At 55.2% G+C, this 14,245-nt stretch carries 15 protein-coding genes and 1 tRNA gene; 6 read left to right on the forward strand and 10 right to left on the reverse strand.

Features of this window, described 5'->3' with window-relative positions; translation table 11 throughout:
• Nucleotides 1-135 precede the first annotated feature (135 nt).
• Nucleotides 136-209, reverse strand: a tRNA-Gly gene (locus DD597_RS10170).
• Nucleotides 210-289: 80 nt separating this feature from the next.
• Complete coding sequence (gene actS, locus DD597_RS10175; protein ID WP_022651807.1) at nucleotides 290-1,030, reverse strand: amidase activator ActS; 741 nt, start codon at nucleotides 1,028-1,030, stop codon at nucleotides 290-292.
• 163 nt (nucleotides 1,031-1,193) lie between these two features.
• Between actS and idi the strand changes: the two genes are divergently transcribed.
• On the forward strand, nucleotides 1,194-1,736 hold the full coding sequence (gene idi, locus DD597_RS10180) for an isopentenyl-diphosphate Delta-isomerase (protein ID WP_003863454.1): 543 nt from the start codon (nucleotides 1,194-1,196) through the stop codon (nucleotides 1,734-1,736).
• A gap of 48 nt (nucleotides 1,737-1,784) precedes the next feature.
• On the opposite strand, the gene lysS is transcribed toward idi, so the two are convergent.
• The 5 genes from lysS to xerD form a co-directional block, all read right to left on the reverse strand.
• On the reverse strand, nucleotides 1,785-3,302 hold the full coding sequence (gene lysS, locus DD597_RS10185) for a lysine--tRNA ligase (protein WP_003863452.1): 1,518 nt from the start codon (nucleotides 3,300-3,302) through the stop codon (nucleotides 1,785-1,787).
• Nucleotides 3,303-3,311: 9 nt separating this feature from the next.
• A protein-coding gene (gene prfB, locus DD597_RS10190; RefSeq protein ID WP_096147815.1) for a peptide chain release factor 2 occupies nucleotides 3,312-4,410 on the reverse strand; the annotation gives its coding sequence in 2 pieces (ribosomal slippage) (nucleotides 3,312-4,334 and nucleotides 4,336-4,410; 1,098 coding nt in all).
• Nucleotides 4,411-4,500: 90 nt separating this feature from the next.
• On the reverse strand, nucleotides 4,501-6,234 hold the full coding sequence (recJ, locus tag DD597_RS10195) for a single-stranded-DNA-specific exonuclease RecJ (protein WP_022651808.1): 1,734 nt from the start codon (nucleotides 6,232-6,234) through the stop codon (nucleotides 4,501-4,503).
• 5 nt (nucleotides 6,235-6,239) lie between these two features.
• Nucleotides 6,240-6,953 (reverse strand): bifunctional protein-disulfide isomerase/oxidoreductase DsbC, encoded by a 714-nt coding sequence (gene dsbC, locus DD597_RS10200; protein ID WP_003863443.1) that lies wholly within the window; start codon nucleotides 6,951-6,953, stop codon nucleotides 6,240-6,242.
• A 28-nt stretch (nucleotides 6,954-6,981) separates the two neighbouring features.
• Nucleotides 6,982-7,878 carry a site-specific tyrosine recombinase XerD gene (gene xerD, locus DD597_RS10205; protein ID WP_003863442.1) on the reverse strand — a complete coding sequence of 299 codons (897 nt, stop codon included), beginning with the start codon at nucleotides 7,876-7,878 and terminating at the stop codon, nucleotides 6,982-6,984.
• A gap of 101 nt (nucleotides 7,879-7,979) precedes the next feature.
• On the opposite strand from xerD, the gene fldB reads away from it, so the two are divergent.
• The gene (gene fldB, locus DD597_RS10210) at nucleotides 7,980-8,501 is read left to right on the forward strand and encodes a flavodoxin FldB (RefSeq protein WP_003863440.1); all 522 of its coding nucleotides are present in this window, start codon (nucleotides 7,980-7,982) and stop codon (nucleotides 8,499-8,501) included.
• Nucleotide 8,502: 1 nt separating this feature from the next.
• On the opposite strand, the gene DD597_RS10215 is transcribed toward fldB, so the two are convergent.
• On the reverse strand, nucleotides 8,503-8,913 hold the full coding sequence (locus DD597_RS10215) for a protein YgfX (RefSeq protein WP_003863439.1): 411 nt from the start codon (nucleotides 8,911-8,913) through the stop codon (nucleotides 8,503-8,505).
• Nucleotides 8,894-9,160, reverse strand: coding sequence for an FAD assembly factor SdhE (sdhE, locus tag DD597_RS10220; RefSeq protein WP_003863437.1), 267 nt, complete (start codon nucleotides 9,158-9,160; stop codon nucleotides 8,894-8,896). Before sdhE ends, DD597_RS10215 begins: the two co-directional genes overlap by 20 nt.
• Nucleotides 9,161-9,454: 294 nt before the next feature.
• Between sdhE and ygfZ the strand changes: the two genes are divergently transcribed.
• A complete protein-coding gene (gene ygfZ, locus DD597_RS10225) occupies nucleotides 9,455-10,435 on the forward strand; it encodes a tRNA-modifying protein YgfZ (protein ID WP_022649306.1) in 981 nt (326 codons plus the stop codon).
• A gap of 85 nt (nucleotides 10,436-10,520) precedes the next feature.
• Here ygfZ and DD597_RS10230 read toward each other — a convergent pair whose 3' ends face one another.
• Entirely contained in the window at nucleotides 10,521-11,180 is a 660-nt protein-coding gene (locus DD597_RS10230) for a hemolysin III family protein (protein ID WP_003863433.1), read from the reverse strand.
• A gap of 266 nt (nucleotides 11,181-11,446) precedes the next feature.
• Here DD597_RS10230 and DD597_RS10235 point away from each other — a divergent pair, with 266 nt between their 5' ends.
• The 3 genes from DD597_RS10235 (at nucleotide 11,447) to DD597_RS10245 (ending at nucleotide 14,212) form a co-directional block, all read left to right on the forward strand.
• Nucleotides 11,447-12,178, forward strand: a complete 732-nt coding sequence (locus DD597_RS10235) for a MurR/RpiR family transcriptional regulator (protein ID WP_023314798.1) — start codon at nucleotides 11,447-11,449, stop codon at nucleotides 12,176-12,178.
• 116 nt (nucleotides 12,179-12,294) lie between these two features.
• The gene (bglA, locus tag DD597_RS10240) at nucleotides 12,295-13,728 is read left to right on the forward strand and encodes a 6-phospho-beta-glucosidase BglA (RefSeq protein ID WP_003863430.1); all 1,434 of its coding nucleotides are present in this window, start codon (nucleotides 12,295-12,297) and stop codon (nucleotides 13,726-13,728) included.
• Between the two features lie 124 nt (nucleotides 13,729-13,852).
• Nucleotides 13,853-14,212: a hypothetical protein gene (locus tag DD597_RS10245; RefSeq protein WP_003863427.1), complete on the forward strand. Its 360-nt coding sequence runs from the start codon at nucleotides 13,853-13,855 to the stop codon at nucleotides 14,210-14,212.
• Nucleotides 14,213-14,245 lie beyond the last annotated feature (33 nt).

Below are 14,245 nucleotides of genomic sequence, written 5' to 3' on the forward strand. Positions count from 1 at the left end.
AGGGTTACCTGCATTTCGTGTGCAGGGAGGACGTCAATGCTCTACAGGACATAACGCCTAAACAAGTTAGTCAGCGCTACTGAGCAACCTACTGAAATAAAGAAAGTTTTTGAACGGTTCTACTTGGGGAAATTCTGGAGCGGGCGAAGGGAATCGAACCCTCGTATAGAGCTTGGGAAGCTCTCGTTCTACCATTGAACTACGCCCGCTTTGAGGTGCGTAAGGCATTATAGACCTTACGCCTCTTCATACAAGCCTTTACCCCACTAAGTGGCGATTAAATAATCACTTAGCATTTCGGCTTACTGCCCTGCGCCGGAAGATAACGCTGCGGATCGATGGCTGTGGCCTTATAGCGGATCTGGAAGTGCAGCTTGACCGTATCCGTCCCGGTACTGCCCATGGTCGCAATCTTCTGCCCCGCCTTCACGTTCTGCCCGTTATTGACCAGCATCGTGTCGTTATGCGCATAAGCAGTAATGTAGTCCTCACCATGCTTAATCATGATCAGGTTACCGTATCCACGAAGCTGGTTACCGACATAGACCACCTTCCCGGCCCCTGAAGCGTAAACCGGTGTACCGCGTGCGGCAGCGATATCAATACCTTTATTGCCACCTTCCGAGAGCGAGTACGGCGCAACCACTTTTCCGCTTGCAGGCCAGATCCAGCAGCGCTGACCGACCGGCGGCCAGGATGATTTAGGCACCTGATAGGATGGCGTGACTTTGGCTGTTTTACGCGTTGAGGACTTTTTCCCTGAGGAAGAACCGCCGTTAACCTTGAGCTTCTGCCCTACCTCAATAGTATACGGTGGAGAAATATTATTCAGGCGCGCCAGTTCCTTCACGCTGGTTCCCGTGGCGCGTGAGATGCGGTAGAGCGTGTCCCCGCGCTTAACGGTATAGACTGCACCGGAATAACTGCCCATATCCGAAGATTTACTCCCCGAGCATCCTGCTACAAGTAGCGTCAGCGTCAGGCAGAAAACGGCAATGATCGGGTTTCTCGTCAGGCTTCCTGCAAACAAAACAGCTCCTCGGTCAGCGTGAATGGCGCACTATGATAGCAGCCCAAACTGATGCGGGTCATGCCCTTTTCCGCTCTGTGGGCCAAACCGTTCGCATAAGAATGCAGTATAATAATTCCGCTGATGGTGCTGAACCATTAAGCATTTTGGCACTGGAGCATCAATGAGTATTCAAGAACACGTTATTTTGGTAAATGACCAGGGAAAAGTGATTGGCACTCAGGAGAAGTACGCCGCGCACACGTCACACACCCCGCTACACCTGGCCTTCTCTTCATGGCTGTTTAACGCTAACGGAGAATGTCTGATCACCCGTCGCGCCTTAAGTAAAAAAGCCTGGCCCGGCGTATGGACCAACTCCGTTTGCGGTCATCCACAGGCCGACGAAGCGACAGAGCAGGCGATTATCCGCCGCTGCCGCTTTGAAGTCGGCGCCGAAATCACAGACATCACCCCCATTGCCCCGGAGTTCCGCTACCGTGAAGCCGACCCGTCAGGGATCGTTGAAAACGAAATCTGCCCGGTCTATGCCGCCCGCGTAACGAATACCCTCGCAATCAATGACGATGAAGTGATGGAATATCAGTGGGTGGAGCTGGACGCGCTATTCCGCGCGCTGGACGCCACACCGTGGGCATTTAGCCCGTGGATGGTGCAAGAAGCGAACACTGCGCGTGAAAAACTCAGCGCCTTCGCGGCGCAATAAAAAAGCCCCGGCGATAAACGCACGGGGCTTTTTTTACGTCTTAACGGCTTATTTCACCGGACGCATCGCCGGGAACAGGATCACGTCGCGGATGGTGTGGCTGTTGGTGAACAGCATCACCATACGGTCGATACCAATACCCAGGCCAGCCGTCGGCGGCAGGCCGTGCTCCAGCGCGGTCACGTAGTCTTCGTCGAAGAACATCGCTTCGTCATCGCCTGCCGCTTTCGCGTTAACCTGATCCTGGAAGCGCTGCGCCTGATCTTCTGCATCGTTCAGCTCGCTAAAGCCGTTACCGATTTCGCGGCCCCCGATGAAGAATTCGAAGCGGTCAGTGATTTCCGGGTTCTCGTCATTACGACGCGCCAGCGGAGACACTTCCGCCGGGTATTCGGTGATGAAGGTAGGCTGAATCAGGTGCGCTTCGGCCACTTCTTCGAAGATCTCGGTCACGATACGGCCCAGACCCCAGCTCTTCTCAACCTTAATACCGATGCTTTCAGCGATCGCTTTCGCAGAGTCGAAGTTATCCAGATCCGCCATATTGGTTTCAGGACGGTATTTCTTGATCGCTTCGCGCATGGTCAGTTTTTCGAACGGCTTGCCGAAGTCGAACACCTCTTCACCGTAAGGTACCTGGGTGGTGCCCAGAATGTCCTGCGCCAGGGTGCGGAACAGGGATTCGGTCAGCTCGATCAGATCTTTGTAATCCGCATAGGCCATATAGAGTTCCATCATGGTGAACTCTGGGTTATGACGTACGGAGATACCTTCGTTACGGAAGTTACGGTTGATCTCAAACACGCGGTCAAAACCGCCGACCACCAGACGCTTCAGGTACAGTTCCGGCGCGATACGCAGGTACATGTCCAGGTCCAGGGCGTTGTGATGGGTGATGAACGGACGAGCGGAGGCTCCGCCTGGGATCACCTGCATCATCGGGGTTTCTACTTCCATAAAGTCGCGGTTAACCATGAACTGGCGAATGCCGGCCATGATCTGGGAGCGAATTTTGAAGGTCTTACGGGATTCATCGTTAGAGATGAGATCCAGGTAACGCTGACGATAGCGCGCTTCCTGATCCTGCAAACCGTGGAACTTGTCCGGCAGCGGGCGCAGGGCTTTGGTCAGAAGACGCAGCTCGGTGCAGTGGATAGACAGTTCACCGGTCTTGGTTTTGAACAGTTTACCTTTAGCGCCCAGGATGTCGCCCAGGTCCCACTTCTTGAACTGCTCGTTGTAGATGCCTTCCGGCAGGTCGTCACGAGAGACGTACAGCTGAATGCGGCCGCCAACGTCCTGTAAGGTGACGAAGGACGCTTTACCCATGATACGACGGGTCATCATGCGGCCCGCCACGGACACTTCAACGTTCAGCGCTTCCAGCTCTTCGTTCTCTTTACCGTCGAAGTCTGCGTGCAGTTGGTCTGAGGTGTGGTCACGACGAAAATCGTTCGGGAACGGCACGCCCTGCTCGCGCAGCGCTGCCAGCTTCTCGCGGCGGGTTTTCAGTTCGTTGTTAAGATCGACTACCGCGTCAGCGCCCTGTGCTTGTTGTTCAGACATGTTGGTTCCTCATAACCCTGCTTTCAAACTTGCTTCGATAAATTGGTCCAGGCTGCCGTCCAGCACCGCCTGCGTGTTACGGGTTTCAACCCCGGTGCGCAGGTCTTTGATGCGGGAGTCATCAAGGACGTAAGAACGGATCTGGCTGCCCCAGCCGATATCGGACTTGTTGTCTTCCATCGCCTGCTTCTCAGCATTTTTCTTCTGCATCTCCAGCTCATAAAGCTTCGCTTTCATCTGCTTCATGGCCTGGTCTTTGTTCTTATGCTGGGAACGGTCGTTCTGGCACTGTGTTACCAGCCCGGTTGGAATGTGGGTAATACGCACCGCAGATTCCGTACGGTTAACGTGCTGACCACCCGCGCCGGATGCGCGGTAAACGTCGATACGCAGGTCCGCCGGGTTGATGTCGATATCGATATCTTCATCCACTTCCGGGTAGACAAACGCGGAGCTGAAGGAGGTGTGACGACGGCCGCCGGAATCGAACGGGCTCTTACGCACCAGGCGGTGAACGCCGGTTTCAGTACGTAGCCAGCCGTAGGCGTAATCGCCAATAATCTTGATAGTGACGGATTTGATACCCGCCACTTCACCTTCGGATTCTTCGATAATCTCGGTTTTGAAACCGCGCGCTTCCGCCCAGCGCAGGTACATGCGCATCAGCATGCTCGCCCAGTCCTGTGCTTCGGTACCGCCAGAACCTGCCTGAATATCGAGATAGCAGTCAGCGCTATCGTATTCGCCGGAGAACATGCGACGGAATTCCAGCTGCGCCAGCTTCTCTTCCAGCACGTCGAGCTCTGCCACGGCTTCGTTAAAGGTTTCTTCGTCGTCGGCTTCGACAGCCAGCTCCAGCAGCCCAGAAACATCTTCCAGACCCTGCGCCATTTGATCCAGCGTATCTACGATGGCTTCGAGGGAAGAACGCTCTTTACCCAGCGCCTGCGCGCGTTCAGGTTCGTTCCAGACGTCCGGCTGTTCCAGCTCGGCGTTTACTTCTTCGAGACGCTCTTTCTTGGCATCGTAGTCAAAGATACCCCCTAAGAACGTCAGAGCGCTCCGTGAGGTCCTGAATGCGGTTTTTTACCGGATTAATTTCAAACATGGTCTGTTTTCTTTTATGAGCTTGTCAAAATGCGGTGATAAGAGCGGGATTGTACCGAATCCACGCCCTTTTTTATAGAGATTACTGACGCTAAATTGGCCAGATATTGTCGATGATGATCTGAAGGGAGCGGTTACCGCGGAACTCGTTAATATCCAGCTTATAGGCCAGCTCAACCTCGCGCACGCCGTTGTCCGGCCAGATGGAGGTATCAACGTTAAAGGCGATGCCGTCGAGCAGCGGTCCGCCGCCGACCGGTTCCACCATCACTTTGAGATGGCGTTCGCCCACGATGCGCTGTTGCAACAAACGAAAACGTCCGTCGAAAAGCGGCTCCGGAAACATCTGCCCCCACGGGCCGGCATCGCGCAGCATCTGCGCCACCTCCATGGTCATTTCAGCCGGTGAAAGCTCACCGTCAGAAACCACTTCACCCTGCAACAGAGCCGGATCGATCCACTCGGTGACCAGTTCGCCAAACAGACGCTGGAACTCGTCGAACTTCGCCTCTTCCAGCGACAGGCCTGCCGCCATCGCGTGACCGCCGAACTTAATCATCAGGTTCGGATGCAGCGTATCCAGACGCTCCAGCGCATCGCGCATATGCAGCCCCTGAATGGAACGACCGGAGCCTTTCAGCGTGCCGTCCCCGGCGGGGGCGAACGCGATCACCGGGCGGTGGAAACGCTCTTTAATACGCGACGCCAGAATGCCCACCACGCCCTGGTGCCATTCGGGGTGATACATCGCCAGCCCGCCCGGCAGGGTGTCACCGCTGCGCTCCAGCTTTTCGCACAGGGTCAGTGCTTCGGCCTGCATCCCCTGCTCAATCTCTTTACGGGTCTGGTTGAGTGCGTCCAGCTCACTGGCCAGCACGCGCGCTTCGCCGATGTTGTCACACAGCAGCAGCGCGACGCCAACCGACATATCGTCCAGCCGCCCCGCCGCGTTCAGGCGCGGGCCGAGGGCAAAACCCAAATCGCTTGCCGCGAGCTTCAGCGGATCGCGGTTGGCAATTTCCAGCAGCGCCTTAATCCCCGGACGGCATTTACCTGCCCGAATGCGGCTTAAGCCCTGCCAGGTGAGAATACGGTTATTGGTATCGAGCGGTACCACGTCCGCCACGGTTCCCAGCGCCACCAGATCGAGATACTCCGCGAGGTTCGGCACGGCAATCCCGCGCGATTCGAACCAGCCCTTATCACGCAGCAACGTGCGTAACGCCAGCATCAGATAAAACGCCACCCCTACTCCGGCCAGCGATTTCGACGGGAAATCGCAGTCGCGCAGGTTCGGGTTAATGATGGCTTCGGCGGCAGGCAGGGTTTCTCCTGGCAGGTGGTGATCGGTGACCAGTACCGGGATCCCCAGCGCATGGGCATGATCGACCCCCGCATGAGAAGAGATCCCGTTATCCACGGTCATGATCATCTGTGCGCCACGGGCATGGGCCTGATCGACCACTTCCGGGCTGAGGCCGTAGCCGTCTTCAAACCGGTTCGGCACCAGGTAAGTCACGTTATCACAGCCCAGCGCACGCAGGCTGAGCACGCTCAGCGCGGTACTGGTTGCGCCGTCGGCATCGAAATCGCCCACCACGACAATCCGCGTGCCTTCCCGGAACGCGTCGTAGAGCATTTCACTCGCTTGTTCGATGCCACTCAGCGCTTGCCAGGGCAGCATGCCTTTGACGCTGCGCTCAAGATCGCTTGCCGTACGCACGCCACGGCTGGCGTACAGCCGCTTTAGCAGCAGCGGAAGCGTGTCTGGTAAATCCGCGGTTTCACCCGCATCGCGGCGGCGCAGTTTTATCGGGGCTTTCACGCGAATTATTTACCACCCATCTGTTTCTGGTGCTCGTCGAGGAACGCTTTCATCTCTTTTGGCCCCTGGTAGCCCGGCACCACATAGCCGTTACTCAGCACAATGGCTGGCGTACCGCTCACGCCAAACTGTACGCCCAGCGCGTAATGGTTAGCGATGTCGATATCGCAGGACGCGGGCTTCACGCCTTTGCCGTTCATCGCGTCATCAAAGGCCTTGTTGCGGTCTTTCGCACACCAGATCGCTTTCATATCCTGCTCAGGCTGGCTCTGCACGCCAGCGCGTGGGAAAGCCAGGTAACGCACGGTAATGCCCAGCGCGTTGTAGTCTTTCATCTCTTCATGCAGCTTGTGGCAGTAGCCGCAGGTGATGTCGGTGAAGACGGTAATAACGTGCTTTTCCTGCGCCGCTTTGTAGACAATCATCTCTTTTTCGAGCGCGTTCAGGTTTTTCATCAGCAGCTGGTTGGTGACGTTCACCGGCTGCGCGCCGCTCACGTCGTACATGGGTCCCTGAATGATGTGCTTACCGTCTTCGGTCACGTACAGCACGCCGCTGTTGGTCAGCACCGTTTTCATGCCAGCCACCGGCGCTGGCTGGATCTCGCTGCTGGCGACGCCGAGTTTCGTCAGAGACTGTTTAATGGCGGCATCATCCGCATGGGCAAAACCGGAAACCGAAGCTGCCAGCAGGGTGAACAGCGCTAAAGACTTTTTCATATATGTTCCTGTAACAATTCGTCGGCACTCACGCGCGAGGGTGGTGCTGTTGGTGTAGCTGCCGCAGGCGTTCCGTCGCGACATGGGTGTATATTTGCGTCGTTGAAAGATCGCTGTGTCCAAGCAACATCTGCACCACGCGTAAATCAGCGCCGTGGTTTAACAGATGCGTCGCGAAGGCGTGACGCAAAACGTGCGGCGACAGCTTCTCACTGTCAATACCCGCCAGTGTGGCGTAATGTTTAATGCGATGCCAGAACGTTTGTCGCGTCATCTGCTGCGCGCGCTGGCTCGGGAACAATACATCTATGGAGACGCCGTTCAGCAGCCACGGACGCCCGTGTTCCAGATACGTCTCCAGCCAGTAGACCGCCTCTTCACCCAGCGGCACCAGCCTTTCTTTGTTCCCTTTACCGATAACGCGCACCACGCCCTGACGCAGGCTGATATCGCTCATCGTCAGGCCCACCAGCTCGGAAACGCGCAAGCCCGTGGCATACAATAGTTCAAGCATGGCTTTATCGCGTAACTCCAGCGGAAGGTCAACTGCGGGCGACTGTAATAATCTCTCAACTTGTGCTTCGCTGAGATCTTTTGGCAGCCGCTGAGGCAGTTTAGGCGATGCCAGCAGTGCGCTGGGGTCATCCGCGCGGATCTTCTCGCGGTACAGGTGCTGGAACAGGCGGCGCATGGCGCTCAGCAGACGCGCGGAGCTGGTGGCTTTGTACCCCCCTTCCATCCGCTCAGCCAGCAACCCTTGCAGGTCATCGCTTTGCGCGCTTTCAAGCGTCAGCCCCCGATGCGCCAGCCACTCGACCAGCAGCGTGAGATCCCGACGATAGGCGCTGAGCGTATTTTCAGCGAGGTTTTTCTCCAGCCACAGCGCGTCGAGAAACTGTTCGATGAGTGCGAGATCCTTTTCCACATCAGCCCCTTTGGTTCTGCAATCTGGCCATTATGCCTGATTGCCATCGGTTTCTGGTACACTACGCGCAAAGTCATAGCAAGAATTGAGATAGTTACGCGATGAATATTGGTCTGTTCTATGGTTCCAGCACCTGCTACACCGAAATGGCGGCGGAGAAAATTCGTGACATCATTGGCCCGGAACTGGTGACGTTGCATAACCTGAAAGATGACGCGGTTGCCTTGATGGAGCAGTACGATGTGCTGATTCTGGGTATCCCTACCTGGGACTTTGGTGAGATTCAGGAAGACTGGGAAGCCATCTGGGATCAGCTCGATTCAGTCAATTTTGAAGGCAAAATCATTGCGATGTATGGCATGGGCGACCAGTTGGGCTACGGGGAGTGGTTCCTCGACGCGCTCGGCATGCTGCATGACAAACTGGCGCCAAAGGGCGCGACGTTTATCGGCTACTGGCCTACGGAAGGCTATGAGTTCACCAGCCCAAAACCCGTCATTGCCGACGGCCAGCTGTTTGTCGGGCTCGCGCTGGATGAAACCAACCAGTACGATCTCAGCGACGAGCGCCTCCAGACCTGGTGCGAACAAATTCTGGGTGAGATGGCCGAGCAGTTTAGCTGATTTATTCCTGCGTCGGCTGTTGCACGATTAGCCGGCGCAGATCCCGCCACTCCGCGGGATCCATACTGTCTGCGGCCAGCCACAGGTGCTGGCGACGGTTGTCCTCGACCCGACGCAGCCGTAGCATCATCCCGGTGTTAAGCATCCACGGCGTCCCCATCATCTCCCACTCTTTTCCCTGCCAGCGCAGGCGAGAATCCATCAGCAGCTTAATTTCACCCTGACGGGCGTTGATTCGACGCTGGCTGCGCACGCTATCAAACACCACAAACGACAGCAAAAGCAGCCACAGAGGGGTATAGCTTAGCGGCCACGGCACCAATAACACCATTGCCGCGACCAGACCGTGGAGCAGTAAGGACATCCACTGTGAGCGCCACGAGACGCGAAGATCAGATTGCCACAGGACCACGTTCCTGATTCCGTGTTTGAATTAATTGCACCATCCGTTGCAACTCGGTGTCGGCGGGTTTGCCGTGATTCATCAGCCAGTTGAATAAATCCGGATCGTCAGACTCAAGCAGACGGACAAACAGGCGCTTATCGTCATCGCTTAAGCTGTCGTACTCATACTCGAAGAAAGGCATGATGGAGATATCAAGTTCACGCATGCCGCGACGGCACGCCCAGTGAATACGGGCCTTGTTGTTAATATCCATGTTCTGTTTCCTGCATTACGTTTGGCACAGTCGGTATCCCGTTCGGTATTCATTATTGCTCTCCGGGAACACCTGCTAGTGTAACGTGTTTTTGACCGTTTCTTTACTGGAATATTGCGAACCTCGAGCAGGCTTCCTGAATAATCCTTATAAAGACAGCGGATTACACTATTTTGCGTAGCGCCACGCATAACCGCGTAATGGCACGAATGGCCTGCTGAAAGCGCTTGCATTGAATACAGTCTCTTTTACCATTAGGTATTATCAAAGCGTTAAGCAATTCAGGACATCACTATGGCATTTACACCATTTTCTCCTCGCCAGCCCGCCGCCTCTGCGCGTCTGCCGCTGACGCTGATTACTCTTGATGACTGGGCACTGGCGACACTGACCGGTGCGGACAGCGAAAAATACCTGCAAGGCCAGGTCACGGCGGACGTGGCGCAGTTGACTGAGCACCAGCATCTGCTGGCCGCGCATTGCGATCCAAAAGGCAAAATGTGGAGCAACCTGCGTCTGTTCCGCCGTCAGGACGGATTCGCCTTTATTGAGCGCCGCAGCCTGCGTGACGCCCAGCTTAAAGAGCTAAAAAAATACGCGGTCTTTTCTAAAGTCACCATCGCCCCGGACGATGAACACGTTCTGCTGGGGGTCGCGGGTTTCCAGGCGCGTGCAGCGCTGAAAAACCTGTTTGCCGAGCTACCGGATGCTGAAAAACAGCTGGTCAGCGAGGGAGCGACCTCCATTCTGTGGTTCGAACACCCGGCGGAGCGCTTCCTGCTGGTAACCGACGAAGCAACGGCGGAACGCGTCACTGACGCCCTGCGCGGTGAAGCACAGCTCAACAACAGCCAGCAGTGGCTGGCGCTGAACATCGAAGCGGGCCTGCCAGTCATTGACGCGGCAAACAGCGCGCAGTTTATCCCGCAGGCGACAAACATCCAGGCGCTGGGTGGTATCAGCTTTAAGAAGGGCTGCTACACCGGTCAGGAAATGGTGGCGCGTGCGAAATTCCGCGGCGCGAACAAACGCGCCCTGTGGACGCTGGCTGGTCACGCCAGCCGTGTGCCGGAAGCGGGTGAAGATCTTGAGATGAAGATGGGCGAAAACTGGCGCCGTACCGGCACCGTGTTAGCCGCCGTCCAGCTCGATGATGGCCGCCTGCTGGTGCAGGTTGTCATGAATAATGATATGGAGCCCGACAGCGTGTTCCGCGTGCGTGATGATGCAAACACGCTCAGCATTGAGCCGCTGCCGTATTCACTGGAAGATTGATGCTGTATCGCCCGGTGTTGATATTCACCCTCTCCCTGTGGGAGAGGGTCGGGGTGAGGGCATCAGACCGCACCTTACAAAAAAACTACACCTGCCCAACATACAGATAAATTGCCAGGAAGTGGCACACGCTGCCGCCCAGCACAAAGCCGTGCCAGATGGCATGGTTGTACGGAATACGCTTGCAGACGTAGAAAATCACGCCCAGCGAGTAGACCACACCGCCCACCGCCAGAAGCGTCACGCCCCCCACCGCCAGCTTAATGGCTAACTGATACACCACAATCAGCGACAGCCAGCCCATTGTCAGATAGGTAACTAGCGACAACACTTTAAACCGGTGCGCAATGGTCAGCTTAAACAGGATCCCCAGCAGCGCCAGGCTCCAGATCACAATCATCAGGCCACGCGACAGCGGTGAGTTGAGCCCCACCAGCAAAAACGGCGTATAGGTACCCGCAATAAGAAGATAGATAGCGCAGTGGTCAAATTTCTTGAGCCATATCTTCGCCCGTTGATGCGGAATCGCGTGATACAGCGTTGAGGCAAGGAAAAGCAGGATCATACTCCCGCCATACAGGCTGTAGCTGGTAATGGCCATCGCGCTGGCGTTGGTATCCACTGCCTGTACCAGCAATAACACTAAGCCGACAATCCCAAAAACCAGGCCAATGCCATGGCTTATACTGTTGGCTACTTCCTCAGCCAGCGAATATCCCTGTGCGATTAATGGTCTGCTCACCATACTTAACTCCGGGAAAACAAAAGATGATTATTCATCGCCAGTCTATGCTAACTGAGAATGATTCCAGTGAACACCTGTTAGCTAAAATAAATCTATAATCAAGATTTATCCTTATAAATCAGTGCAATGAAAAATAAATCCACCGCACAGATGTAAATGATTTCATTAACACCTGAGTAATCAAGGAGATAAATCCGTCTCCCGCCCTTCGTCATCATGGTATGCTTCAGGAATAGTGTCCGACAGCGAGTTTAGCCATTGTGAGTATGTTCAGCCATTCCGCCATTGCCAGCCTCAACAATCTGGAAATGATGGTCTACAACTATGTCATTAAGAACCGCGATAAAGTGATGTACATGACCATCCGCGAGCTGGCGGATGCTGCTGGGGTCTCCACTACCACTATCCTGCGCTTCTGCCGCAAGCTCAACTGCGATGGTTACTCGGAATTTCGGGTGCGCTTTAAACTCTATCTGGAGCAGAACGAGCCGCAGCAGGCGAATTTTGGTGCCAGTGAAATTATCAGCTTCTTTAAAAGCGTAAATAACGAAGAGTTTGATGCGCTATTAGATAAAGCCGTCGATATTATTTTATCATCTGAACGAATTATTTTTGTCGGTGCGGGCACCTCCGGATCGCTGGCAAAATATGGCGCACGTTTCTTTTCAAATATCGGCAAATTCAGTAACCATATCGACGATCCTTATTTCCCGGTCACTAACGACATGGCTAAAAATGCGCTGGCCATTGTACTCTCCGTCTCCGGCGAAACCGAGGAGATCCTGCGCTTCGCCAGCCAGTTCAGCCTGCACCACTGCAAGGTGCTCTCCGTCACCAGCCATGAACATTCTCGTCTCGCAAAGCTGGCGGACTTTAACCTCTCCTGGCATGTCCCGCAAACGCGTATTGGCGGCGTTTACGATATCACCACGCAAATTCCCGTCATCTATATTCTGGAATCATTAGGCCGAAAACTGGCGAAGAAATTAACAGAATAAAACATCTTGTTTTTTTGATGTAACAAATTACAATTTCCACAAATTGTTATATCGTGACATTTAATTCCGCTTTGCTAGACTCGAAATCAATAAGTCCTGAATTGAGAATAGCAAAGATGAAAAAACTCACCTTACCGAAAGATTTTTTATGGGGCGGCGCGGTGGCGGCGCACCAGGTTGAAGGCGGCTGGAACAAAGGCGGCAAAGGGCCAAGCATCTGCGACGTGCTCACCGGCGGCGCACACGGCGTTCCGCGTGAAATCACGCAGGAAGTGATTGAAGGCAAATATTACCCGAACCACGAAGCCGTCGACTTCTATGGCCATTACAAAGAAGACATTAAGCTGTTTGCCGAGATGGGCTTCAAATGTTTCCGTACCTCCATCGCCTGGACGCGCATCTTCCCGAAAGGCGACGAAACTCAGCCAAACGAAGAGGGGCTGAAGTTTTACGACGACATGTTCGATGAACTGCTGAAGTACAACATCGAGCCGGTGATCACCCTCTCCCACTTTGAAATGCCGCTGCATCTCGTTCAGGAATATGGCGGATGGACCAACCGTAAAGTGGTCGATTTCTTTGTGCGCTTCTCGGAAGTGGTATTTGAGCGCTACAAAAATAAGGTCAAATACTGGATGACCTTCAACGAAATCAACAACCAGCGCAACTGGCGTGCGCCGCTGTTCGGCTACTGCTGCTCTGGCGTGGTCTATACCGAGCACGACAACCCGGAAGAGACCATGTACCAGGTGCTGCACCACCAGTTCGTGGCCAGCGCGCTGGCGGTGAAAGCCGCACGCCGCATTAACCCGGAGATGAAAGTCGGCTGCATGCTGGCGATGGTGGCGCTCTATCCTTACTCCTGCAAGCCAGAGGACGTCATGTTTGCTCAGGAATCCATGCGCGAGCGCTACGTCTTTACCGACGTGCAGCTGCGCGGCTACTACCCGTCTTACGTGCTGAACGAGTGGGAGCGCCGTGGGTTCTCCATCAGGATGGAAGCGGGCGACGAGCAGATCCTGCGTGAGGGCACCTGCGACTACTTAGGTTTCAGCTACTACATGACCAACGCGGTCAAAGCGGAAGGCGGCACCGGTGACGCCATTTCCGGCTTCGAGGGCAGCGTGCCGAACCCGCACGTCAAGGCGTCCGACTGGGGCTGGCAGATTGATCCGGTAGGCCTGCGCTATTCGCTTTGTGAACTGTACGAACGTTATCAGAAGCCGCTGTTTATCGTGGAAAATGGTTTCGGCGCCTACGACAAAGTGGAAGAGGACGGCAGCATTAACGATGACTACCGCATCGACTACCTGCGCGCCCACGTGGAAGAGATGATGAAGGCCGTGACCTGGGACGGCGTGGATCTGATGGGCTATACCCCGTGGGGCTGCATTGACTGCGTCTCCTTCACCACCGGCCAGTACAGCAAGCGCTACGGCTTTATCTACGTCAACAAGCACGACGACGGTACCGGTGACATGTCCCGCTCCCGTAAGAAGAGCTTTGAGTGGTATAAAACCGTCATTGCCAGCAACGGCGAAACGCTGTAATGGCTCGCCCTCTCTGCAAGCGGAGAGGGCAAACCGCTTATCTTCCAGACACTTCTTTACAGCTTTTGCGTTGCCAAAATATGTTCGCCCGATAATATAGGCGTCCTGAATATTTGAGGCGAACATGATCAAGCGACAACGCAACGCTATCCTGCTTGTAGCCCTGGCCTGCCTGGTGGTGCTGATATGCACCGCCCAGCGGATGGCCGGGATGCACGCGCTTGTCATGAACGTCACCGCCACGAGCCAGTCTGTCCAGCAGGGGCAGGAGAGTACCGACGCACCGGTAACCCCGTGTGAGCTTAGCGCCAAGTCGCTGATGTCGGTCCCGCCTGTTTTGTTTGAAGGCGCCCTGATTGCCGTCACCCTGCTGCTGGCGTTGCTGGCAGCCAGCCCGCCGCGCCGCGAACGGCAGTGGCCTCCCCGCGTTATCTCCCCGCCCCGGTTAAGGGTGCATCTGCGATTATGCGTCTTCCGTGAATGAGTCTTCGCCTGTTACTTCAGGTTAATTCATCAT

This window comes from Enterobacter cloacae complex sp. 677-3DZ2D5B, from assembly GCF_004136695.1.
GTDB classification, from domain to species: Bacteria; Pseudomonadota; Gammaproteobacteria; order Enterobacterales; family Enterobacteriaceae; genus Enterobacter; species Enterobacter hormaechei_C.

What these genes read in the sequence shown, in the direction of transcription:
- idi (WP_003863454.1), top strand. Translation starts at nt 1,194, where the DNA reads ATGAGTATTCAAGAACACGTTATTTTGGTAAATGACCAGGGAAAAGTG.
- lysS (WP_003863452.1), bottom strand. Translation starts at nt 3,302, where the DNA reads ATGTCTGAACAACAAGCACAGGGCGCTGACGCGGTAGTCGATCTTAAC.
- dsbC (WP_003863443.1), bottom strand. Translation starts at nt 6,953, where the DNA reads ATGAAAAAGTCTTTAGCGCTGTTCACCCTGCTGGCAGCTTCGGTTTCC.
- fldB (WP_003863440.1), top strand. Translation starts at nt 7,980, where the DNA reads ATGAATATTGGTCTGTTCTATGGTTCCAGCACCTGCTACACCGAAATG.
- sdhE (WP_003863437.1), bottom strand. Translation starts at nt 9,160, where the DNA reads ATGGATATTAACAACAAGGCCCGTATTCACTGGGCGTGCCGTCGCGGC.
- ygfZ (WP_022649306.1), top strand. Translation starts at nt 9,455, where the DNA reads ATGGCATTTACACCATTTTCTCCTCGCCAGCCCGCCGCCTCTGCGCGT.
- DD597_RS10230 (WP_003863433.1), bottom strand. Translation starts at nt 11,180, where the DNA reads ATGGTGAGCAGACCATTAATCGCACAGGGATATTCGCTGGCTGAGGAA.
- DD597_RS10235 (WP_023314798.1), top strand. Translation starts at nt 11,447, where the DNA reads ATGTTCAGCCATTCCGCCATTGCCAGCCTCAACAATCTGGAAATGATG.
- bglA (WP_003863430.1), top strand. Translation starts at nt 12,295, where the DNA reads ATGAAAAAACTCACCTTACCGAAAGATTTTTTATGGGGCGGCGCGGTG.
- DD597_RS10245 (WP_003863427.1), top strand. Translation starts at nt 13,853, where the DNA reads ATGATCAAGCGACAACGCAACGCTATCCTGCTTGTAGCCCTGGCCTGC.